Origin of the sequence: Pseudomonas sp. IT-P2 (genome assembly GCF_949767575.1) — a bacterium.
Lineage (GTDB): Bacteria > Pseudomonadota > Gammaproteobacteria > Pseudomonadales > Pseudomonadaceae > Aquipseudomonas > Aquipseudomonas pharyngis.
In genome coordinates this window covers 14,130-36,685 of sequence record NZ_CATKQA010000012.1, presented here as the reverse complement: position 1 = coordinate 36,685, position 22,556 = coordinate 14,130, and the positions used below count along the sequence as shown (strand labels likewise).

Sequence of the window (22,556 nt, the reverse complement as noted above, 5' to 3'; positions counted from 1 at the left end):
AATGGCCGGCTCATGTCATTACAAAACCGGTTATTTGCGCGAGAAGTGCACGACCAGTCGGTCGCCGACCATTTGCAGCACTTGCACCAGAATCAGCAGCAACACCACGGTGACAATCATCACGTCTGTCTGGAAACGCTGATAGCCGAAACGGATCGCCAGGTCACCCAGGCCACCGGCACCGACCACACCGGCCATCGCCGTGTAGGAAACCAGTGTAATCGCCGTCACCGTAATTGCTGCGAAGATGCCCGGACGGGCCTCCGGCAGCAGGGCGTTCATGATGATCTGGCGAGTGGTCGCGCCCATCGACTGGGTCGCTTCGATGATGCCGCGATCGACTTCACGCAGGGCGGTTTCCACCAGCCGCGCAAAGAACGGCGTTGCACCTACGACCAGCGGCGGAATCGCACCGGCCACGCCCAGCGAGGTGCCGGTGATCAGCACGGTGAACGGGATCATCACGATCAACAGAATAATGAACGGCAGCGAACGCAGGATGTTCACCACCAACGACAGCAGCGCGTACACGCCTTTGGCTTCGAGCAACTGACGCGGGCTGCACAGGAACAGCAACACGCCCAGCGGCAGGCCGAGCAGCACGGTGAACAGCAGCGAACCGCCGAGCATCATCAGGGTGTCGCCGGTGGCGAGCCAGATTTCGTACCAGTCGATATTGGTGAAGAAACTCATCAGGTCTTCCATTAGCGCAACACCTCCATGTGAACGTCAGCGGCGGTGAAGCGGGCGAACGCCGCTTCCATGTCGCCACCGGTGACGGCGAGGGTCAATTGCCCGTAAGGAATGTCTTTGATGCGGTCGATGCGACCGGCCAGGATGCTGTAATCCACACCGGTTTCCCGGGCGACGGTACCGAGCAACGGCGCGTAGGTCGCTTCGCCCTGGAAGGTCAGACGCACGATGCGGCCCGGCACGTGAGCGAAGTCATCGCGCTGCTCGCTTTCGTCGATCTGCTCGCTTTCCTGAACAAAGCGCTTGGTGGTCGGGTGCTTCGGATGCAGGAACACATCGGCCACCGAACCTTGCTCGACGATCACACCGGCGTCCATCACGCCGACCTGATCGCACACGCGGCGGATCACATCCATCTCGTGGGTGATCAGGACGATGGTCAGTTTCAGCTCGCGGTTGATCTCGGCCAGCAGTTGCAAGACCGACGCTGTGGTCTGCGGGTCGAGGGCGCTGGTGGCTTCGTCGCACAGCAGGATCTTCGGCTTGGTCGCCAGAGCGCGGGCGATGCCGACACGCTGCTTCTGACCGCCGGACAGCTGCGCCGGGTACTTTTTGGCGTGATCGGACAGACCGACCCGCGCCAGCAACTCGGCCACACGCTGGTCGATCTCGGCGCGGGACAGTTCACCCGCCAGGGTCAGCGGCAGCGCGACGTTGTCGGCCACGGTCTTGGATGCCAGCAGGTTGAAGTGCTGGAAGATCATCCCGACCTGCTGACGAAAACGGCGCAGGCCGTTGGCGTCCAGCGCGGTGACTTCTTCACCGTCGACGATGATCTTGCCGCCACTGGATTGCTCCAGGCGATTGATCAGACGCAGCAGGGTACTTTTTCCCGCGCCGGAATGGCCAATCAGGCCGAACACCTGACCGTTCTCGATGGAGAAGCTGGTCGGGTGCAGCGCGGTGATGTCCTTACCGGCGACGCGGTAAGTCTTATGGACGTTTTGAAACTCGATCACGTAGCGAACCTTGTGGGGCGCGTTGGAAAAGGATCAGCGGTTAGCCGGGCGCGCATTTTAGCCTGTCCGTATAGAGGTTCTTAGCATTTATTTCGCGAATAACCTTCGATTTGGCAATAACAGGATCAAAGGTCATAAAAAAGGAACGCCCGAAACCCTCATCAGTCACTAATTAAGCGACTTGAAAACCCTGGGTGCCGTGCCTGGGAAACACTCAAGCGTTCCGGGGCAATCCCGGGACAAACAGGAGTTCATGACTGATGAGTACCAAGAAACCTGCCAATGACAAAAGCCAACTGGCCGGCACCGATACCCCGGATCGCGCCAACACCAATGCCAAACTCGACAGCCTGGAGAAGTTTCGCTCCGACGCTACCGGTCAGGCCCTGCGCACCAATCAGGGCGTGAAAATTGCTGATAACCAGAACACCCTCAAGGCCGGGGCTCGCGGGCCGTCGCTTTTGGAAGACTTCATCATGCGTGAAAAGATCACGCACTTTGACCATGAACGGATTCCCGAGCGCATCGTCCACGCCCGCGGCACCGGCGCCCATGGTTTCTTTCAGAGCTACGAGAACCATTCGACGCTGACCAAGGCCGGTTTCCTGCAGGATCCGGGGAAGAAAACCCCGGTGTTCGTGCGTTTTTCCACGGTTCAGGGACCGCGTGGTTCCGGCGATACCGTGCGTGACGTGCGTGGTTTTGCCGTGAAGTTCTTCACCGACGAAGGCAACTTCGATCTGGTCGGCAACAACATGCCGGTATTTTTCATACAGGACGCGATCAAATTTCCTGACTTCGTCCACGCGGTGAAGCCCGAACCGCATAACGAGATCCCTACCGGCGGCTCGGCTCACGACACGTTCTGGGATTTTGTGTCGCTGGTGCCGGAATCGGCGCACATGGTGATCTGGGCGATGTCCGACCGGGCGATCCCGAAAAGCCTGCGCAGCATGCAGGGCTTCGGCGTGCACACCTTCCGGCTGATCAATGCCGAGGGCAAATCGCGCTTCGTCAAATTCCACTGGCGCCCTACTGCCGGCACTTGTTCGCTGGTATGGGACGAGGCGCAGAAGCTCGCCGGTAAAGACACCGACTACCACCGGCGCGATCTGTGGGAAGCCATCGAGATGGGTGACTACCCGGAATGGGAACTCGGCGTTCAGGTCATCGAAGAGGAAAACGAGCACGACTTCGATTTCGACATCCTTGACCCGACCAAACTGATTCCCGAAGAAATCGTTCCGATCACGCCGCTGGGCAAGATGACCCTCAACCGCAACCCGGACAACTTCTTTGCCGAAACCGAGCAGGTCGCTTTCTGCCCCGGCCATATCGTGCCGGGGATCGACTTCTCCAATGACCCGCTGCTGCAAGGCCGGCTGTTTTCCTACACCGACACGCAGATCAGCCGACTTGGCGGGCCGAACTTTCATGAGCTGCCGATCAATCGCCCGGTCGCACCGTTCCACAACGGCCAGCGCGATGCCCAGCACCGTACAGTGATCGACAAGGGCCGCGCGTCCTACGAACCGAACTCCATCGATGGCGGCTGGCCGAAAGAAACTCCACCGGCGGCGCAGGACGGCGGCTTCGAGAGCTACCCGGAGCGTATCGACGCCAACAAGATCCGTCAGCGCAGCGAGTCGTTCAGCGACCACTTCTCCCAGGCGCGGCTGTTCTTCAACAGCATGAGCCCGCACGAGAAAGAGCACATCATCGCCGCCTACAGTTTCGAACTGGGCAAGGTTGAGCGTGAGTTCATCCGGGCGCGGCAAGTGAACGAGATTCTCGCCAACATCGATCTGGAGCTGGCCAAACGCGTGGCGGCCAACCTGGGTCTGCCAGCGCCAGGCAAAGGTACCGTGGACGTGCCTGAAACATCACTGGATCGTTCGCCGGCGCTGAGTCAGGCCAACCTGCTGCCGGAGAACATCAAGACACGAAAAGTTGCGATCCTTGCGGCCAACGGCGTCGATGGTGCGGCGATTGATGCGATGAAGAAGGCGCTGGCGGCAGAAGGTGCGCACGCCAAACTGCTTGGTCCGACTTCGGCGCCGGTGAAGACCGCCGATGGCAAAACCCTGGCGGTAGATGCGTCGATGGAAGGTTTGCCTTCGATTGCGTTCGATGCGGTATTCGTGCCGGGTGGCGCAGCGTCGGTTAAAGCGTTGAGCGGTGACGGCGTGGCGTTGCATTACCTGCTGGAGGCGTACAAGCACTTGAAGGCGATTGCGCTGCATGGCGAGGCCAAACAGTTGCTGGACGTGTTGAAGCTGGAAACGGATGCGGGGTTGGTCGAAGGCAAGGATGTAGGCGCGCTGACCCAGCCATTCTTTGCGGCGATCGGGCAGCATCGGGTTTGGGATAGGGAAGCCAAGGCCAAGGCGATTCCTGCCTGAAAAAAAACCGCAGCCTGCGAAAAGCAGGCTGCGGTTAATTCAAGGTTTGCGCGGGCTCAGAACCATCTGCGCCGGCACCGTGCGCAGAATCTGTTTTTCGATCTTCAGATCGAAATCCGGATCAAGCTTCTTCACGCGCTTGGTGATCAACGTCGCCAGCCACGGGTAATCATTGGTGCGCGGGGCCTGAATGCTCACCGCACAGTCGTAATTCACCACATCGGCGGCGATCGCATCCAGTTGGCGGCGAAGTTTGCGGCTATCGGTGATATTCAGCGCAATCGTGGTGCTCTCGGCAGTCGGATCGATCACTTTGGCCTTCGGCTTGGCTTCAGCGGCTTGCAGCGCCGCTTCGGCTTTCTCCAGTTCAGCCTTGCGCGCTTCGGTGATCGCGCCATTGACGCCACCGGTCAGTGCCGGGGCCTTGGGCATCAGCACGCGGGCACGGGCCAACGCGGTCGCGGCCGCATTCACATCGCCCTTTTGCAGGACGATCTGGCTGCGGCGCAGATAGGCCTCGGCCAACTGGCGCTGGTATTGCTCAAGGGATTGATCGTTGGGTGTTTCGGCCTGCAAGGCTGCCAATTGGTCTTCGGCAGTGGCCAGTTCGCTGCTGGCCAGGCTTTGCTCCAGCTGTGCGATGGCCGTGGCCCGCGCATCGGGGACTTCGGCCACCGGCGGCGTGCTTTGGCAGGCGCCCAGCAGCACTGAAAAGGCCACAAGGAGCAGATAACGGGAGGCGAACGGCTTCATTCCTGCGACTCTCTATTTGCGCAAAAAACGAGCAAGTCTACACCCCTCGACGGGGCAGAACAAAACTCAGCAGAAACAGTGCGGCCGCCGTCACAACGATTGACGGGCCCGCCGGGGTGTCCTTGAACCAGGACAGCGCCAGCCCGCCACACACGGCGAGCATGCCCAGCACGCTCGCGCCCAGTGCCATCTGTTCCGGCGAACGGGCGTGACGTTGTGCCGCAGCCGCCGGGATGATCAACAGCGAAGTAATCAGCAACACACCGACGATTTTCATCGCTACCGCGATCACTACCGCGATCAACAGCATCAGCGCCATGCGCAAACCGGCCACCGGCAGACCTTCGACTTTGGCCAGCTCTTCGTGCACGGTGATCGCCAGCAGCGGGCGCCACAGCGTCACCAGCAACACCAGCACCGCCGCGCTGCCGCCGAGGATCCACGCCAGATCGGTCGGGCTGATCGCCAGCAGGTCGCCGAACAGATAGGCCATCAGGTCGATCCGCACTTCATGCATGAAGCTTAGTACCACCAGCCCGAGAGAGAGCGTGCTCGGCGCAAGAATGCCCAACAGTGTGTCGGACGCCAGCGGCTGGCGCTGTTGCAAGGTCACCAGCAGCACCGCCAGCAGCAGGCAGCCCACGGTGACCGCGACGGTCGGGCTGACATCCAGCAGAAAGCCCAGCGCCACGCCGAGCAGTGCGGCGTGGGACAGCGTGTCGCCAAAATAGGCCATGCGCCGCCAGACCACGAACGAGCCCAGCGGCCCCGCGACCACCGCCAGCGCCAGACCTGCAAGCAGGGCGTAGAACAGAAAATCAGCCATGCTTGCAGCTATCTCCGTGAACGTGAGGTTGGCCCGTCAAAGGCCCCTTGACCACCGAACCGTGCAGGTCGTGGGCATGGTCATGATGGTGGTGATAGATCGCCAGGCTCGGCGCATTGTTGCCGAACAGCTCGACAAAAGCCGGATCGCCACTGACCTGCTCAGGATGCCCGGAGCAGCAGACGTGACGGTTGAGGCACACCACCTGGTCCGTGGTGCTCATCACCAGATGCAGATCGTGGGACACCATCAGCACACCACAACCGTGACGGTCGCGCAGACGGGTGATCAGGCTGTACAGCTCGGCTTGCCCGGCAACATCGACGCCCTGCACCGGCTCGTCGAGCACCAGCAGTTCCGGCTCGCGAAGCAGTGCCCGAGCCAACAGCACGCGCTGCATTTCACCGCCGGAAACGCTTTGCACCGGGCTGTCGATGACGTGCTCGGCGCCGACTTCCTTGAGTGCCGCCAGCGCACGCGGACGATCGACGCCCGGCACCAGCCGCAGAAAGCGCAGGACTGACAGCGGCAAGGTCGGATCGACGTGGAGTTTTTGCGGCATGTAACCGACGCGCAGCTTCGGCTTGCGCCAGACGCTGCCGCTGTCGGGTTTCAGCAGCCCGAGCACGGCGCGCACAAGCGTGGTCTTGCCGGCGCCGTTGGGGCCGATCAGGGTGACGATCTGCCCCGGTTCGACGCTCAGGTGAATGTTGTCCAGCACGTTCTGCCCGGCAAACCGGACCGCCACCTGCTCCAGACGGATCAGCGCATCGCTCATCAAGCCCCCCGGCAACCGGAGCAGAGGCCGACCACTTCGACGGTCTGGGCCTCGACGATGAAGCCGACGTCCTTGGCGCTGTGGACAATCGCATCGCTGATGGTTTTTTGCTCAAGTTCGATGGCGGCATGGCATTCGCGGCAAATCAGGAACTGGCCCTGGTGCGAATGTTTCGGGTGAACGCAGCCAACGAAGGCGTTGAGCGAGGAAATGCGGTGCACCAGACCGTTTTCCAGCAGGAAATCCAGCGCCCGGTATACGGTCGGCGGCGCGGCGCGGCGGCCGTCCTGCTCGCTGAGCACGGCCAGAATGTCGTAGGCGCCCAGCGGCTTGTGGCTTTGCCAGACCAGTTCCAGCACCCGCCGGCGCAACGCGGTCAGGCGCAAGCCTTTCTGTGCACACAGGGCATCGGCCTCGGACAGCGCGCTGTGAACGCAGTGCGAGTGGTCGTGAGGACGGCTGGCAATCGGTGTAATAGGCATGAGCGGCGACGAGTTTGGTTAGAGACGTTATTATGTTACCCGTTCTCGCCTCATTGAGTGGTCATCGTGTCCCGACTTTTTTCTGTTTTTGTCGTATTCATCACCGGTTTTCTGCTGATCGGTCCGGCTCAGGCCGAGGTCAGAGTCCTCACCAGCATCAAGCCCCTGCAACTGATTGCCGCTGCGGTGCAGGACGGCGTGGCTATTCCCGAAGTGCTGCTGCCACCGGGGGCTTCGCCACATAACTACGCGTTGCGTCCGTCCGACGTGCGCAAGGTGCAATCGGTGGACCTGCTGTACTGGATCGGCCCGGACATGGAAAGTTTCCTGCCTCGCGTGCTGAACGGGCGTACGCTGCCGAGCGTTGCCGTGCAGGACTTGCCGGGCATGAAGCTGCGCCGCTTCGCTGCGGACAACCATTCCCACGCTGAAGAAGCCGACGAACATGACCACGACCATCGCCCGGGCAGTCTCGATGCGCATTTGTGGCTATCGCCGGTGAACGCGCGGGTTATTGCCGACAAAATGGCTGCTGACTTGAGCGCCGCAGACCCGGCCAATGCCGAGCGCTATCAGAGCAACGCCAAGGCGTTCGATGAACGTCTGGATGCACTGGATCAGCGCTTGAAGAAACGTCTGGCCGGTATTGAAGGCAAACCCTACTTCGTCTTCCACGAAGCCTTCGACTACTTCGAGGAGGCCTACGGCTTGAAGCACACCGGCGTGTTCAGCGTAGCGGCGGAAGTGCAGCCGGGCGCCCAGCATGTGGCGGCGATGCGCGCGCGCTTGCAGGAAGTCGGCAAGACCTGCGTGTTCAGTGAGCCGCCGCTACGTCCACGTCTCGCCGAGACCCTGGTGGCAGGCCTGCCGGTGAAACTGGCGGAACTGGATGCGCTGGGCGGGTACACGCCAGCGACGGCTCAAGGTTACGAGCAAGTGCTGGAGAAGCTGGGGAATGATCTGGCGGGTTGTCTCGAATCGCTCTGATACAAAAAAAACCGCAGCCTGTGCAGGCTGCGGTTTTTTCTTTTACAGGGCGAAAGGTAGCGGCGTATTGACCGTCTGACGCTGCGCCAGCCGCTGCTCGAACTCTTTCGGATCGTGAATCAGCACGTCCTGCCCGGCGAACGATTCCGCCGCAATCAGGCGGGATAGCCAGAACCGCACGCACGCCACTCGCAGCATGGTCGGCCACAGTTCGGCTTCGGCCGCCGTGAAAGGTCGCAATGCCGCGTAGGCGCCAAGGAAGGCCCGTGCACGCGGGCCGTCGATCAGGCCGTCATCGTCCGAGCACCAGTCGTTCAGGGCAATCGCCACGTCATAGAGCATCGGCCCGGAGCAGGCGTTGTAGAAGTCGATCAGCCCGGTCAGGTGCGTGCCTTCGAACATTGCGTTGTCGCGAAACAGGTCGGCGTGGATATTTGCCCGAGGCAGCGCGAGAATTTTCTCTTTCTGTTGGGTGATTTCGTCCAGCGCGGTTTGCAGCAGCGCACGCGGCGCGTCGCTCAGGTGCGAAAGAAACTGTGTGCCTTCTTCCAGCATCCAGTCCAGACCACGATCGGTCTTGCGCTTGATCATGTTGTCGCCCTGGGTCGCCAGGTGCAGGTGCGCCTGCAAGTCACCGACCTGCGCGCAATGCTGGGCATTGGCCTGCTTGATGTGCTTGCCGGCCAGGCGCGGTTGCAGCAGCGCCGGTTTGCCTTTCAGCTCGCGCAGGGCAACGCCGTCGGTGGTGCGCAGCGCGTAAGGCACCGGCAGATCGGCTTCGTGCAGCACGTCGAGCAGATCGATGAAGAACGGCATTTCCTGCACCGGGCCACGTTCGACCAGGGTCAGGACGAACTCGCCCTTTTCCATGCTGATGAAGAAGTTGGTGTTTTCGCTGCCGGCGGCGATCCCCTGGAAATCGAGCAGACGGCCGAGCCCGTAAGGGGCGAGAAAGGTTTCCAGCTCGGGCCGAGCCAGGGGGGTGAACACAGACATGGTTAAAAACTGCTCAGTTCTGGCGCCGCCATCAAACGGCGCCGATTAAAAGTCAGGAAACTTACTTCCAGGTAAAGATTTCCCACGACGGAATCAGCATATCCGGCTGGTCGGACCGGATGTAGTTCGCGTCCGAACCATCGGCACGCACCAGGAAATAGGGTTTGCCGACCTTCGGTGTGACCTTGATCGCATACACGAATCCACTCCGGCTGTATTCCTGAATGACCTTGTCGCCTTCCGTGTGCGTGCTGATGGTAACTTCCGGCTCCGACGATGGCGCATCATCCGCCGCGATCGCGGCCAGCGGTGAAACAGCAATCAGACTGACCAGCAGCAAGCGATTTAACGTACGCATGATAACCTTGTCCCTTTGTCGTCAACGGTCCCGCTATTCTAGCGCCGGGCCCGCCGAAAAGGTTGATTCTGCTCATGAGCCAAGCCCCCCTCGTCCTGGTGGACGGTTCGTCTTACCTGTACCGCGCCTTTCACGCGCTGCCACCGCTGACCACCTCCAAAGGCCTGCCGACCGGTGCGGTCAAAGGCGTGCTGAACATGCTCAAGAGCCTGCGCAAGCAGTATCCGGACAGCCCGTTCGCCGTGGTGTTCGACGCCAAGGGTGGGACATTTCGCGATGAGATGTACGCCGAATACAAAGCCAACCGCCCAAGCATGCCCGACGACATGCGCGTGCAGATCGAGCCGCTGCACCAGAGCGTGATCGCCCTCGGTTTCCCGCTGCTGTGCGTCGAAGGCGTCGAGGCCGATGACGTGATCGGCACCCTGGCCCGCAGCAGCGCGGCCGCCGATCGTCCGGTGATCATCTCCACCGGCGACAAGGACATGGCGCAACTGGTCGACGGCCACATTACCTTGGTCAACACCATGTCCGGTAGTTCGATGGACGTGGAGGGCGTGAAGGAGAAATTCGGCGTCGCTCCGGAGCAGATCATCGATTATCTGGCCCTGATGGGCGATTCTTCCGACAACATCCCCGGCGTTCCCGGCATCGGTCCGAAGACCGCTTCCGGCCTGCTGGTAGGCGTCAACGGTGGCCTGACCGAGCTGTACGCGCAGCTCGACATCGTGCCGACCCTGCCGATTCGCGGCGCCAAGACGCTGCCGGCCAAGCTCGAAGAGCACAAGGAGATGGCGTTCCTCTCCTATCAACTGGCGACCATCAAGGTCGACGTGCCGCTGGATATCGGCCTCGAGGACCTGCAAATGGGTCCGGAGGACCCGGCCAAACTTTACGAGCTGTACACCCTGCTGGAATTCAAGAGCTGGCTGAATGACCTGGATCGCGATGCCAAGCGCCAGGAACTGAGCGCTGCTGCCGAGCCTGCGCCGGCCGGCGATCTGTTCAGTGCGCCTGCCGAAGAGGAAGCGCCCGCCGCTGCGGCTGAAGCCGCGTACGAAACCATCCTCGATCAGACGCGATTCGACGTCTGGCTGGAAAAGCTGAAGAACGCCAAACTGTTCGCCTTCGACACCGAAACCACCGGCATCGACGCGCAGCAGGCGCAACTGGTCGGGCTTTCCTTCGCGGTACAGGCCAACGAAGCGGCGTACATCCCGCTGACCCACTCCTACATCGGCGTGCCGCAGCAGCTGGATCGCGACACCGTGCTGCGCGCACTCAAGCCGATCCTTGAAGATCCGAACAAACTCAAGGTCGGCCAACACGCCAAGTTCGACATGAACATCCTGGCCAACTGCGCCATTGGCGGCGATCAGAATGAAGGCATCACTGTGCGCGGGATTGCCTTCGACACGATGCTTGAGTCCTACGTGCTCAACTCCACCGCCACCCGTCACGACATGGACAGCCTGGCGCAGAAATACCTGGACCACACCACCGTGAGCTTCCAGGACATCGCCGGCAAAGGCGCCAAGCAACTGACCTTCGACCAGATCGCCCTGGAACAGGCCGGGCCGTATGCCGCCGAAGATGCCGACGTGACCCTGCGCCTGCACCAGACCCTGTTCGAAAAACTCAGCGCCATCCCGAGCCTGGCCAGCGTGCTGACCGACATCGAGATCCCGCTGGTGCCGGTGCTCGCTCGCATCGAGCGCCAGGGCGCGTTCGTCGATGCTGAACTGCTCGGCATTCAGAGCATTGAGCTGGGCAACAAGATGGTCGCGCTGGAACGTGAAGCCTTCGAGATTGCCGGTGAAGAGTTCAACCTCGGCTCGCCGAAGCAACTGGGCGTAATCCTCTACGAAAAACTTGGCCTGCCGGTGCTGAAGAAGACCGCCAAGGGCCAGCCGTCCACCGCCGAAGAAGTGCTGGCGAAACTGGCCGAAGACGATCACCGCTTGCCGAAAGTGCTCATGGAACACCGTTCCATGAGCAAGCTGAAAAGCACCTACACCGATCGCCTGCCGGAGCAGATCAATCCGCGTACCGGGCGTATCCACACCTCGTACCATCAGGCCGTCGCGTCGACCGGACGCCTGTCGTCGAGCGATCCGAATCTGCAGAACATCCCGGTGCGCACCGCCGAGGGCCGACGCATCCGTCAGGCGTTCGTCGCGCCGAAAGGCTATAAACTGCTGGCGGCGGACTACTCGCAAATTGAACTGCGAATCATGGCCCACCTGTCCCGCGACGAAGGGCTGATGAATGCCTTCCGCAACAACCTGGACGTGCACACCGCCACCGCGGCCGAAGTATTCAAGGTCGAGCTCAACGAAGTGACGTCCGACCAGCGCCGGAGCGCCAAGGCGATCAACTTCGGCCTGATCTACGGCATGGGCGCGCAGAAGCTGGGCAAGGACATCGGCGTCGACACCAAGACTGCCAAGGCCTACATCGACACCTACTTCGCGCGTTACCCGGGCGTTCGCGAGTACATGGATCGCACCCGCGCCCAGGCAGCAGACCAAGGCTTCGTGGAAACGATCTTCGGTCGTCGTCTGTATCTGCCGGAAATCAACTCGAACAAGCCGCAGGATCGCGCGGCCGCCGAACGCACGGCGATCAACGCGCCGATGCAGGGCACCGCAGCAGACATCATCAAGAAAGCCATGGTGGCGGTGGATAACTGGCTGAGCGCTTCCGGGCTGGACGCCAAAGTCATCCTGCAGGTGCACGACGAACTGGTGCTGGAGGTTCGCGAGGATCTGGTCGATCAGGTTCGCGAAGAAATTCGCGTGCACATGAGCGAAGCGGCAAAACTGGACGTGCCGTTGCTGGTGGAAGTGGGAGTTGGCAACAACTGGGACGAGGCGCACTGAGGCCTCTGGGACGCGGCTTTGCTGCGACCGAGCGTCGCGGCAAAAGCACCGAAAACCGCTTAGGCCTGATCGTTCTTGAGTTTATTCCAAAGTTTTTTGAAAAGATTCTGAACTAATCTTGCGACAGGGCACTCAGAGATACTGAATGGCTGGTGAAGCCCTTCGATGCTCCTATGTTGTGTTAAGTGTTGGCAGATATCTGAACCCCGCCCTAGCGGTTCGGAACTTAAACCCCGGAACTTCTCCCTCCCCATATGAAGTCCGGGGCTTTTTTTGCCTCAAAATTGGCTGTAGCGCGGTCATGCTGCGTTAAAAGCGTTAGTAAAAATGCTCATTTAGGTCCCCTAAACTCCGCTTTTTACTAACACTTTTGCCTTGCCTGACCGCACTACAGCCAATTTTCCATATCCTTATTATTCAGCCGCTGCTTCCGCGCCTTTATCGGCCAGTTCCATCCAGCCTGCCAACACAGTGTAGGCCTCTTCCAGACCCATGCGTTTTGGGGCGGAGAACAGCTGGATAGTCACTTGATCGCCCCACCCCTTACGGATTTCCGACTGCACCTTGAGCAGCGTGTTCTTGGCCGCGCCGTAGGTCAGTTTGTCGGCCTTGGTCAGCAGGATGTGCATCGGCATGCCGGCGGCAACGGCCCAGTCGAGCATCAGCAGGTCGAAATCGGTCATTGGATGACGGATGTCCATCATCAGAATCAAACCCTTCAAACTCTCGCGGCCACCGAGGTAAGCCTCGAGGTGACGCTGCCAGTGCTGCTTGAGCGGGATCGGTACTTTTGCATAACCGTAACCCGGGAGGTCGACCAGACGCCGTTCATCGTCTAGCTTGAAGAAGTTCAACAGCTGTGTGCGACCCGGGGTTTTCGAGGTGCGCGCCAGGCTGGCGTGAGTCAGGGTGTTCAGCGCGCTGGATTTACCGGCGTTGGAACGACCGGCAAACGCCACTTCGAAGCCTTCGTCGTCGGGGCACTGATCGACTTTGGCGGCACTGAGCATGAACGTGGACTGTTGGCACAGGCCGAGGATGGGATTCTTGAGTTGCATGGGATTTCCGATGTGGGCGGCGCCGGGATTAGGCGCGGAACGCGGTGTCGCTTCCGTTTCAGTGACGCCAGTATATAATGCCGCAGATTTTGTGTGTGCTTTGTCCCAGCGAAGGATGAAGTTCACGAGAGCGACAGACCTTGATTGCGCATTAGAACGCAGAACGCTCTCAACCCTGAAAAGGTCGTTTTATGACGAAATGGCTGCTGGCTGCCGGAGTCTTGATGCCGATTTACAGCGCACAGGCTACACAGGATCCGGAAGCCGTGTACAACCGTGTTTGTGGAGCCTGTCATTCCGGCCAACTACCCATGGCGCCCAAAAGAGGCGATCAGGAAGATTGGACGCCGAGGTTGGCGAAAGGTATGGAGACGCTGGTGCAACACGTGACCCAGGGTTTCAAGGCGATGCCGCCGCGTGGTTTGTGCATGGACTGCAGTGCCGAGGATTACCAGGCCCTCATCCTCTGGATGAGCGAGAGTAAGCCCGGTCCATAACTCTTAACCCTTAGCCGTAGTTGGATTAGCTGATGAACAAACTGATCGTGAGTCTGCTGTTGACCGTGGGAATCTCAGGCTTCGCCCATGCTGCCGGTGATGCAGCCGCAGGCCAGGCAAAAGCCGCCGTATGCGGCGCCTGCCATGGCCCGGATGGCAACAGCATGGCGCCAAACTTTCCAAAGCTGGCCGGACAGGGTGAACGCTACCTGACCAAGCAATTGCACGACATCAAGTCGGGCAAGCGCACCGTTCTGGAAATGACCGGCCTGCTGACCAACCTGAGCGATCAGGACCTGGCCGATATCGCCGCCTACTTCGCCAGCCAGAAAGGCAGCGTCGGCGCCGCCGATCCGAAGATCGTCGCTCGCGGTGAAGCCCTGTTCCGTGGCGGCAACCTCGAGAAAGGCCTGCCAGCCTGCACCGGTTGCCACTCGCCGAACGGCGCCGGCAACGCAGCCGCCGGCTTCCCGCACCTGGGTGGCCAACACGCTCAGTACATCGCCAAGCAGCTGACCGATTTCCGCAAGGAAGAAGCCGGCCGCAACAACGATGGCGACGCAATGACCATGCGCACCATCGCCCGCAAGCTGAGTGACGAAGACATCGCGGCAGTCTCCAGCTACATTCAGGGCCTGCACTAAGACGCGCGATTCGAGCGTTACGTGCGATGGCAAACGCCTGCCACGTTAACGCTCGATTAATCCGTTGCATGAAGTATAAAAAGGGTGGCTTTGGCCGCCCTTTTTTGTGGCCGCTGCCGTTACACTACAGACCTCATGCCCGCCAGGATCTGTCTGAAAACAGGTCGCGCGAGGCGACCAAAATTGTCCAGGAGTAAAGCATGCGTAATCTGATCATCAGCGCCGCCCTCGTCGCTGCCAGCCTGTTCGGCGTGACCGCCCAGGCCGCCGAAGCCCCTGCTGCCCCTTACGTCGAACTGAGCAACCCGGTACCGGTCGCCGTGCCTGGCAAGATCGAAGTGGTCGAGCTGTTCTGGTATGGCTGCCCGCACTGCTACGCGTTCGAGCCGGTGATCAATCCGTGGGTTGAAAAACTGCCGTCCGACGTCAACTTCGTGCGCATTCCTGCGATGTTCGGTGGCCCGTGGGACGCTCACGGCCAGATGTTCCTGACCCTGGAAGCCATGGGCGTCGAGCACAACGTGCACGCTGCCGTATTCAACGCGATCCAGAAAGAACACAAGAAACTGACCGACAAGAACGACATGGCCGACTTCCTCGCCACTCAAGGCGTGGACAAGGACAAGTTCCTGGCGACCTTCGATTCGTTCGCCATCAAAGGGCAGATCGTGAAAGCCCGCGAACTGGCCAAGAAGTATGAAATCTCCGGTGTTCCAACCATGATCGTCAACGGTAAGTACCGCTTCGACATCGGCTCCGCCGGCGGCGCCGAACAGGCACTGAAACTGGCTGACCAACTGGTAGCCAAAGAGCGAGCGACCACCAAGGCAGCCGCCAACTAAGCGCGGCAATCGCCATGCGCCGCTGGGGAACCGAACGCGTCGTTGGCCTGCATGATCCGCAGGTCAACGAGCATCACCTGGAATCGACGGGCCTGCCCGCAGACAGCCGTCTGCGCTTGCTCAGCTTCAATATTCAGGTCGGCATCAGCACCGAGCGCTATCGGCACTACCTGACCCGCAGCTGGCAGCATCTGCTGCCGCACCCCGGGCGCTCCAGCAATCTGCAAAAGATCGGCAATCTGCTCGGCGACTTCGATCTGGTCGCCCTGCAGGAAGCCGATGGCGGCAGCCTGCGTTCAGGCTACGTCAATCAGGTCGAACACCTGGCCCAGCTCGGCGCCTTCCCCTACTGGTATCAACAACTCAATCGCAACCTTGGCCGACTGGCCCAGCACAGCAATGGCGTGCTCAGTCGCCTGCGTCCGTGGGCGATTGAAGACCACCCGCTGCCGGGTCCAAAGGGACGCGGGGCGATTCTGGTGCGCTTCGGCGAAGGCCCGGAAGCGCTGGTGGTGGTGATGATGCACCTGGCGCTCGGCGCCCGGGTGCGCAGCATGCAACTAGCCTACATCCGCGAGCTGATCGGCGGCTACAAGCACCAAGTGCTGATGGGCGACATGAACACCCACGCCAGCGATCTGCTGCAACACTCGCCGTTGCGCGACCTCGGCCTGCTCGCCCCGCAACTCGAAGCAACATTCCCCAGCTGGCGCCCCCAGCGCTGCCTGGATCATATTCTGCTCAGCCCGACCCTGACCCTGGAAAAGGTCGAAGTGCTGGCACAACCGATTTCCGATCACCTGCCGGTCGCGGTAGAGATTCGTCTGCCGGGTTCGCTCACGGCCGATGCATTGCCCGCGTTGAGCACTGCCCTTCGCGGAACCCCTGAATGAGCGACGAAGCCCAGCGCTGGAAAGAGAAATACCTCAAAAGCATCGAACAACAGGAAAAGCTCGAACGTCGATGGGACGCCCGGCTCGACCTGCTGCGCCGCGGCCTGGTGCGCAGCACGCTGGCAGCGGAAGGCACCGACCGCGTGGTCGACCAGTGCATGAAAGAAATGCGCGACGTGGTGCGCACCGATGACATGGACGCTGGCCTCGCCGCCCTGCTGCCGCGCCTGGAAAAAGCCGTGCTCGATTCCGAGCAGCGTCGGGAAACCCGGATCGAACAGGTCAGCACCGCACTGACGGCGCTGGTCACTCAACTGCAATCTCTGCCCCTGCCTCGCGATGTGGCCCAGCCGTTGAAGAAATTCGCCAAGCAGCTGGATGGGCGGGTGAGTCAGGCCAGAGAGATGCCGCTGCTGCTCAGCGAACTCAGCGGCTTGCAGGGCAAGGCCTTGAGCCAACTGGCAACGCCGGCGGAACCGGGACGCCCAGGCTTGTTACAGCGCCTGTTCGGCAGTCGCGACAGCGAGGAAACGCCTGTGACGGCGACCCAGCCTGCTGTGGCTGCACCACCCGCACAGCCAGAGCAACTGCCCGTCACTCATCAGACCGCGCCCTTGCAGGAAGCGCCTGTCACGACCGCCGAACCGGTCGTCCCTGCGCCCGTCAGCCAAGCGCCGGTTGCCGCCCCCGAAGTCGAGCAGCCGCAAACTCCAGCACCAACCCCCGAGTATCATTCGGAGCCGGAGGTGGTTGCCTTTGAGCCTGCCAGAATCCTCACCGAATCCCCCTCCGCCCCCAGCGAACCAGAAACCGCCGAGCCAGAACCGGAGCCGCAGACCTTCACACCTCCTCCGGTTTTCGCGCCGGCAGTGCCCACGGCCATCAACCCCGACGAACTGATCCACCCCGGCGATACCCCGCCGCCCGTGATCCTCGACAGCCTGCCCCTGCCCGAGCCCATCGCCCAGGCATTGGCCGCCATCGATCCGGAACAATCCGAGCACGACATCCTCTACGCCCTGCCGGACTCGCCGGAGCCGTCCTACAGCTCGGTCGCCAAACACATCGAAGACACGCTGATCGGGCTGCTGGATGACCTGACCTTGCCGGAGCGCCATCGCCCGCAAGCCGAGGCCATGCGCGATCGATTGAAAAACGGCCTGAACTGGTACGAATTGCTGCCGATCCTCGACGATCTCGCGACCTTGATGCTGGCCATTACCGACAGCGGCCAGCACGAATTCGAAGCCTACCTGCAGCAACTCAACGAGCGCCTCGAAGCGTTCCAGAGCAACTTGCAGGCCGCCAGCGAAGGCCACGCCGACAACAGCTCTGCGGCGCGAGCGATGGACACGCAGATCCGCGAACAGGTCGACGGCCTGCAGAACAGCGTGCAGGAAGCGGCCGATCTGGACGATCTCAAGCAAGTGCTGGAAAACCACCTCGAAGGCCTGCTCGGCACCATGGATCAGCACCAGAAGCAGCGCGACGCCCGGGAACAGGAAGTGGCTGGACGCCTGAAAAGCCTGGCCGAACGCGTCGCACACATGGAGCAGGAAGCGCAGGGTTATCGCGAACACCTCGAAGAGCAACGCCAGAAAGCCCTGATCGATCCGCTCACCGGCCTGCCCAACCGCGCCGCCTGGACCGAACGGCTCGAACATGAAATCGCCCAATGGCAGCAGCACGGCAATACCTTGAGCCTGGCCATGCTCGACCTCGATCACTTCAAACGAATCAACGACAACTACGGGCATCTGGCCGGCGACAAGGTCTTGAAAATCATCGCCACGGTGCTGCGCAAGCGTTTGCGCGGCAGTGAATTCATCGCCCGTTTCGGCGGGGAAGAGTTTGTCCTTCTGCTCCCGGCCACCCCGCCGGCGGTCGGCGCCAAACTCCTGGAAACCCTGCGCGCCGCCATCGAAGCCTGCCCGTTTCACTTCAAGGGCGAGCGCGTCACGATCACGGTTTCCATGGGGCTGGCGGCATTCCGGCCGGGAGAACACAGCGATCTGGTGCTCAAAAGAGCCGATCAGGCGCTTTACCGGGCAAAAAACGCAGGGCGTAACCGGGTAGAGCTGGGCTGAGGCAATTGTTCCATATTGTTTAAATCAGCCCTTTAAGCGTCGAAGCGCAAGGCGATACGTTACACTGTTGCATTATCGTCTTGCGTGTACTGCCCTCTGCCATGAAATTTTTCACCCTCCTCGCGTCGCTCCTCTTATTGGCCGGTTGTGCCAGCGGCCCGCGTTTCGACACCAGCCATCCTTCGGTCAATCACGACAGCCGTGTGCAGTTCGTGATCGTGCACTACACCTCCGCCTCGCTCGAACGCTCACTGCAATTGCTGACCCACGGCGAAGTCAGCAGCCATTACCTGATCGGCGATGACAAGAACGCCACCATCTATAAGCTGATGGACGAAAACCTGCGCGCATGGCACGCCGGCGAAAGCGAATGGCAAGGCCGTACCTGGCTCAACTCCAGCTCGATCGGCATCGAAATCGTCAATCCGGGCTTCAAGGACACACCGACCGGTCGCCTCTGGTATCCCTACAGCGAAGCCCAGGTGCAATCGTTGATCGTCCTGCTCAAGGACATCAGCAAACGCCAGGGCATCAGCCCGCGCCACATCATCGGCCATAGCGACATCGCCCCGTTGCGCAAGCTCGACCCGGGGCCGCTGTTCCCCTGGAAGCGACTGGCGGCCGAGGGGCTGGGGCTCTGGCCCGACGAGCAAGCCGTGGCACGCCAGCAAGCGCAGTTCGACGCCGAGCTGCCGAGCATCACCTGGTTCCAGAGCCAACTGGCACGCCTGGGCTACTCGACGCCGCAAACCGGTGAGCTGGATGTAGCGACCCGCCATGTACTCGCGGCCTTCCAGATGCACTACCGCCCTGCGCGCTTTGACGGCACGCCGGATGCGCAAACGGCAGCGTTGCTGCTGGTGCTGAATCAGACAAAATAATGACGCCCGCCCGACGGTCAGGGCGAAATCGCAATCAGCAGCTATAACTCATTGGTAATTCTTCGGATATCCATGATGGTTGCTACCCGAGAGACGCTGCGTAGCTGGTTTTATCGCCCCTGGTTTCTGGCGATGATCGCGGCTGTCCTCAGTGCGAGCCTGCTGATCACTGGCGGGCTGTTCGTGGCCGTGCGCCAGGTCGAGCAAAGCGAAAGCCAGGAAATGAACGCCCAGGGCGAGCGGTTCCTGGCACGTCTGGAGCAACTCTTCGGCCAGTTGCGCGAAAGCCTCGACGACCTCGAAGCCCAGCCCTTGCGCAGCTGCGACGACGAAATGATCGCCACGTTGCAGCAAGTGACGTTCAACTACCGCTTCGTCTATGAAGCCGCCTACATGGACGCCACGCGGATTTGCTCCAACCGTCCGCGCCAGGAAGGCCTGTCGGTGATCCGTCCTCCGGACATCAAGGGCCCGACCTACAGCTACTGGCTGAACACCACCACCGAACCCGATGAAAACCGCGCAGCGCTGATGCTCGGGCGCGGCAACTTTCGCGTAGCCACCTCGCGCGGACATCTCACCGACATGGTCGACCTGTTGCCCGGCAGCAGCCTGTTGGTAGTGCTGGATCACGGGACCCGGGCGATTCCGGTACTTGGCGTTCCACAAGCATGGCCACCCACCGAACCCTGGCCGCCGAAAACCCCGAACGCGCTGCAAGTCACCCAGTCGCATCTGATTTACCGCATGCCAACCGACAACCCGGAATACCAACTGGTGCTGATCAGCCCGCGCACGGGCATGCATATTCCGGAGCTCTGGTGGTGGATGGTGCCTTTCTGTCTGGTGCTCGGTGCGCTGGTGGGCGTTCTGGTGTTCTGGGTCGTGCGCCAGCGCCAGTCGCTCGACGCCGAGCTGCACGGCGCCATCCGCCGTGGCGAGTTGCAGGTGCTTTATCAACCGATCTTCGATCTCGACAGCCGCAACTGCGTCGGTGCCGAAGCCCTGCTGCGCTGGCGCCGGCCGGACGGCACGCTGACCAGCCCCGACCTGTTCATCCCGATGGCCGAGAACACCGGACAGATTCGCCAGATGACCGACTTCGTCCTGCAACGCCTGCTCGAGCAGTTGGGTCAGTTGCTGCGGGCCAATCCGCAGCTGTACATCTCGGTGAATCTGGCCGCTTGCGACGTGATGGTGCCGCGCATCGGCCAGGTCATGGCGCGGCTCCTGACCCTGCATCGGGTGGCGGCGCGGCAGATTGCTTTCGAGGTGACCGAGCGCGGCCTGATCGATGTGGTGGTAGCCCGGGAAAACCTGCAGGCGCTGCGCGATGTCGGGCATCAGGTGCTGATCGACGATTTCGGCACCGGCTATTGCAGCCTGGCCTATTTGCAAACCCTGCCAGTGGATTGCCTGAAGATCGACAAGGCATTTATCGACGCCCTCGGCCATGACGCTGCCAGCAGCGGTGTCGCGCCACACATCATTCACATGGCCCAGGCGCTGGACCTGAAGGTGATTGCCGAAGGGATCGAATTCGAGTCACAAGCGGCGCTGCTGAGCAGCGAAGGGGTGAAGTTCGGTCAGGGCTGGTTGTTCGCCCACGCCTTGAGCGCGGTGCAGTTCATCGAACTGATTACCCGTGGACGGCGACTCGCCGGCCGCCGGATCGACGACGAAGCCTAAACCGCCAGCGCCATATAGAACTGCGTGCCCTGCCCCGGCCGCGAGTAAACGCCCATCCGCCCACCGTGCAACTGGACGATTTCCTTGCACAGCGCCAGACCCAGCCCGGCCCCACCCTTCTTGCGGCCCACCTGAACGAAGGGTTCGAAAATCCGCCCTTGCTGACCGTAGGCAATCCCTTCGCCGTTGTCTTCGACGCTGATGATCACCCGTTCGCCATGGCGACGGGCCTGCAAGCGGATCAGCCCGTCGCGCGCCGTGTGGCGCAAGGCGTTGTCGATCAGGTTGTCGAGGACTCGATCGAGCTGCGCCTGATCCGCCTGCAAGCGTGGCAGCGGGCTCTGCGCTTCGACGGTCAAGGTAACGCCCTTCTGCGCTGCCGAATCGGCGAAACGCAAACGCGCCTGTTCAAGCAGGTCCTCGATGGAACACGGCGCCAGTGTGAGTTTCTGCAAACCGCTCTGATAACGCGAAAAGTTGAGCAGATCGTTGATCAACTGCATCAGACGCTGCATTTCTTCATTGACCGTGTCGAGCAGGTCGGACTCACGCGACTCCGGAGGAAACTTCGCCCGCTCGCGGAACAGTCCGAACGCCATGTGCATGCCCGTGACCGGCGTGCGCAGTTCGTGGGACGCGCGCAACACGAACTCGCTGCGCACCCGTTCGAAGGCGCGCTGCTCGGTGACGTCGTGCAGGACCATCACGGCGCCGAGTATATGCCCCTGGGTATGGCTGACCGGCGTCAGGCTGTAGGTCAGCAGGCGCGTTTCGCCGTCGACCTCAATGCTCAAATCTTCCGGCGCCCGCTCAAGGTTGCCACCGCGCAACACCAGTTGCAGCTGTGCATCCAGCTCCGGTCGCTGAAGCGCCGTGCCGAGGCCTTCGCCGAAACGGTCGCTGTCCCAGCCCAGTTGTCGCTGGGCCACCGGGTTCAAGTGTTCGAGACGACCCTGACGGTCGATCATCAGCAAACCGTCATCGATGCTGTCGAGCACCGCTTGCAGGCGCTGCTGGCCGGCGAGCAATTCGTCGACATTGGTCGCCTGATGTTCGCGCAGGGCTTCGGCCATCAACCCGAAGCGCCGGGTCAGCAGGTTGATTTCCATGGCCGAGGACACTGGCAGGGTCACCTCGAAATTGCCTTGGCCGATATTGTCCGCCGCTTTGGCCAGCGCTTCGATCGGCGCACCAAACCGCCGGGCAATGCCCTGTGCGGTAACGAAGCCAATGATCAGCACCGCCAGCCCCACCAGTCCCAACAGGCCAGCGATCAGCAATGCGCGGTCGCGGGCGGCATGCTGGACAGAATTGATGTTGTCCAGTGCGTGCTTGTGCTCGGTAATCAATCCGTTGCGCAGGGTGTTGAAGCGCTCACGCAAGTCGCCACCGCCGCTCAGGGCAGCAGCCGGGTCGCGGGAGATGTCGAACGCCTGGAGGAAGCTCAGGTAATCGGCTTTGGCCTGACTGAATCCATACTGGCGATCGTCGTCTTTCTGCTCCTGGGCGATGCCCTCGTCGAGCAACTGGAAGTAATGCTGTTTGGACGCCTCGAACGCAACAGGGTCGGGTTTTTCGGCGAGCATCATGATCAGTTGATCGCCGAGGGTCTGGCGCAGCTTGAGCCCCAGATCGAGGGTGACGAAGTTGTTGCGGATCAGCGCCTCCTGAGTGCCGGCCATCTGCATCACACTGACCAGCCCGAGCATCAGCCCGAGCAAGGCCACGGTGATCAGCGCGGAAATGCTCAGGAACAAGCGAGTCCGCAACTTCATCGCCAGTTTCATCG

20 protein-coding genes are annotated in these 22,556 nt (G+C 61.3%); 10 read left to right on the top strand and 10 right to left on the bottom strand.

Annotated features, from left to right (window positions below; all coding sequences use genetic code 11):
- Positions 1-30: 30 nt before the first annotated feature.
- The gene (locus tag ACM6JM_RS11785) at positions 31-705 is read right to left on the bottom strand and encodes a methionine ABC transporter permease (protein WP_011331789.1); all 675 of its coding nucleotides are present in this window, start codon (positions 703-705) and stop codon (positions 31-33) included.
- A complete protein-coding gene (locus ACM6JM_RS11780) occupies positions 705-1,712 on the bottom strand; it encodes a methionine ABC transporter ATP-binding protein (RefSeq protein WP_007953999.1) in 1,008 nt (335 codons plus the stop codon). The genes ACM6JM_RS11785 and ACM6JM_RS11780 overlap by 1 nt, the downstream gene beginning before the upstream one ends.
- A 260-nt stretch (positions 1,713-1,972) precedes the next feature.
- Between ACM6JM_RS11780 and katE the strand changes: the two genes are divergently transcribed.
- Positions 1,973-4,114: a catalase HPII gene (gene katE, locus ACM6JM_RS11775; protein WP_414881923.1), complete on the top strand. Its 2,142-nt coding sequence runs from the start codon at positions 1,973-1,975 to the stop codon at positions 4,112-4,114.
- Positions 4,115-4,153: 39 nt separating this feature from the next.
- Here katE and ACM6JM_RS11770 read toward each other — a convergent pair whose 3' ends face one another.
- Genes ACM6JM_RS11770 through zur form a run of 4 tightly spaced genes read right to left on the bottom strand, consistent with a single transcriptional unit; the run spans position 4,154 to position 6,953 of the window.
- The gene (locus ACM6JM_RS11770; protein WP_039764851.1) at positions 4,154-4,867 is read right to left on the bottom strand and encodes a PA5502 family lipoprotein; all 714 of its coding nucleotides are present in this window, start codon (positions 4,865-4,867) and stop codon (positions 4,154-4,156) included.
- 37 nt (positions 4,868-4,904) lie between these two features.
- The gene (gene znuB, locus ACM6JM_RS11765; protein WP_007954005.1) at positions 4,905-5,693 is read right to left on the bottom strand and encodes a zinc ABC transporter permease subunit ZnuB; all 789 of its coding nucleotides are present in this window, start codon (positions 5,691-5,693) and stop codon (positions 4,905-4,907) included.
- A complete protein-coding gene (gene znuC, locus ACM6JM_RS11760) occupies positions 5,686-6,471 on the bottom strand; it encodes a zinc ABC transporter ATP-binding protein ZnuC (protein ID WP_039764852.1) in 786 nt (261 codons plus the stop codon). The genes znuB and znuC overlap by 8 nt, the downstream gene beginning before the upstream one ends.
- Positions 6,471-6,953 (bottom strand): zinc uptake transcriptional repressor Zur, encoded by a 483-nt coding sequence (gene zur, locus ACM6JM_RS11755; RefSeq protein WP_011331783.1) that lies wholly within the window; start codon positions 6,951-6,953, stop codon positions 6,471-6,473. Before zur ends, znuC begins: the two co-directional genes overlap by 1 nt.
- A gap of 66 nt (positions 6,954-7,019) precedes the next feature.
- Here zur and ACM6JM_RS11750 point away from each other — a divergent pair, with 66 nt between their 5' ends.
- On the top strand, positions 7,020-7,940 hold the full coding sequence (locus ACM6JM_RS11750; protein WP_414881922.1) for a zinc ABC transporter substrate-binding protein: 921 nt from the start codon (positions 7,020-7,022) through the stop codon (positions 7,938-7,940).
- Positions 7,941-7,982: 42 nt separating this feature from the next.
- Here ACM6JM_RS11750 and ACM6JM_RS11745 read toward each other — a convergent pair whose 3' ends face one another.
- Both ACM6JM_RS11745 and ACM6JM_RS11740 read right to left on the bottom strand, forming a co-directional pair.
- Positions 7,983-8,936 carry a homoserine kinase gene (locus tag ACM6JM_RS11745; protein ID WP_039764854.1) on the bottom strand — a complete coding sequence of 318 codons (954 nt, stop codon included), beginning with the start codon at positions 8,934-8,936 and terminating at the stop codon, positions 7,983-7,985.
- A gap of 61 nt (positions 8,937-8,997) precedes the next feature.
- Positions 8,998-9,294, bottom strand: a complete 297-nt coding sequence (locus ACM6JM_RS11740; protein WP_039764856.1) for a DUF2782 domain-containing protein — start codon at positions 9,292-9,294, stop codon at positions 8,998-9,000.
- Positions 9,295-9,368: 74 nt separating this feature from the next.
- Here ACM6JM_RS11740 and polA point away from each other — a divergent pair, with 74 nt between their 5' ends.
- Positions 9,369-12,176 carry a DNA polymerase I gene (polA, locus tag ACM6JM_RS11735; protein WP_414881921.1) on the top strand — a complete coding sequence of 936 codons (2,808 nt, stop codon included), beginning with the start codon at positions 9,369-9,371 and terminating at the stop codon, positions 12,174-12,176.
- A 413-nt stretch (positions 12,177-12,589) separates the two neighbouring features.
- On the opposite strand, the gene yihA is transcribed toward polA, so the two are convergent.
- Positions 12,590-13,234, bottom strand: a complete 645-nt coding sequence (yihA, locus tag ACM6JM_RS11730; RefSeq protein WP_039764859.1) for a ribosome biogenesis GTP-binding protein YihA/YsxC — start codon at positions 13,232-13,234, stop codon at positions 12,590-12,592.
- A 191-nt stretch (positions 13,235-13,425) separates the two neighbouring features.
- Here yihA and ACM6JM_RS11725 point away from each other — a divergent pair, with 191 nt between their 5' ends.
- The 7 genes from ACM6JM_RS11725 to ACM6JM_RS11695 all read left to right on the top strand — a co-directional run bounded on the left by ACM6JM_RS11725 (position 13,426) and on the right by ACM6JM_RS11695 (position 20,767).
- Positions 13,426-13,731, top strand: coding sequence for a c-type cytochrome (locus ACM6JM_RS11725; RefSeq protein WP_039764861.1), 306 nt, complete (start codon positions 13,426-13,428; stop codon positions 13,729-13,731).
- Positions 13,732-13,763: 32 nt separating this feature from the next.
- Positions 13,764-14,375 carry a c-type cytochrome gene (locus tag ACM6JM_RS11720; RefSeq protein WP_039764863.1) on the top strand — a complete coding sequence of 204 codons (612 nt, stop codon included), beginning with the start codon at positions 13,764-13,766 and terminating at the stop codon, positions 14,373-14,375.
- Between the two features lie 200 nt (positions 14,376-14,575).
- Positions 14,576-15,217 (top strand): thiol:disulfide interchange protein DsbA/DsbL, encoded by a 642-nt coding sequence (locus ACM6JM_RS11715; protein ID WP_064592477.1) that lies wholly within the window; start codon positions 14,576-14,578, stop codon positions 15,215-15,217.
- Between the two features lie 14 nt (positions 15,218-15,231).
- The gene (locus ACM6JM_RS11710; RefSeq protein WP_039764867.1) at positions 15,232-16,110 is read left to right on the top strand and encodes an endonuclease/exonuclease/phosphatase family protein; all 879 of its coding nucleotides are present in this window, start codon (positions 15,232-15,234) and stop codon (positions 16,108-16,110) included.
- The gene (locus ACM6JM_RS11705; protein ID WP_414881920.1) at positions 16,107-18,197 is read left to right on the top strand and encodes a diguanylate cyclase; all 2,091 of its coding nucleotides are present in this window, start codon (positions 16,107-16,109) and stop codon (positions 18,195-18,197) included. The genes ACM6JM_RS11710 and ACM6JM_RS11705 overlap by 4 nt, the downstream gene beginning before the upstream one ends.
- Before the next feature lie 101 nt (positions 18,198-18,298).
- Positions 18,299-19,078, top strand: a complete 780-nt coding sequence (locus tag ACM6JM_RS11700; RefSeq protein ID WP_039764871.1) for an N-acetylmuramoyl-L-alanine amidase — start codon at positions 18,299-18,301, stop codon at positions 19,076-19,078.
- Between the two features lie 72 nt (positions 19,079-19,150).
- Positions 19,151-20,767: an EAL domain-containing protein gene (locus ACM6JM_RS11695; RefSeq protein ID WP_163973785.1), complete on the top strand. Its 1,617-nt coding sequence runs from the start codon at positions 19,151-19,153 to the stop codon at positions 20,765-20,767.
- Here ACM6JM_RS11695 and ACM6JM_RS11690 read toward each other — a convergent pair.
- Positions 20,764-22,554, bottom strand: a complete 1,791-nt coding sequence (locus ACM6JM_RS11690) for a KinB sensor domain-containing domain (RefSeq protein WP_085667284.1) — start codon at positions 22,552-22,554, stop codon at positions 20,764-20,766. The two genes, ACM6JM_RS11695 and ACM6JM_RS11690, sit on opposite strands and share 4 nt — an antisense overlap.
- Positions 22,555-22,556: the final 2 nt, after the last annotated feature.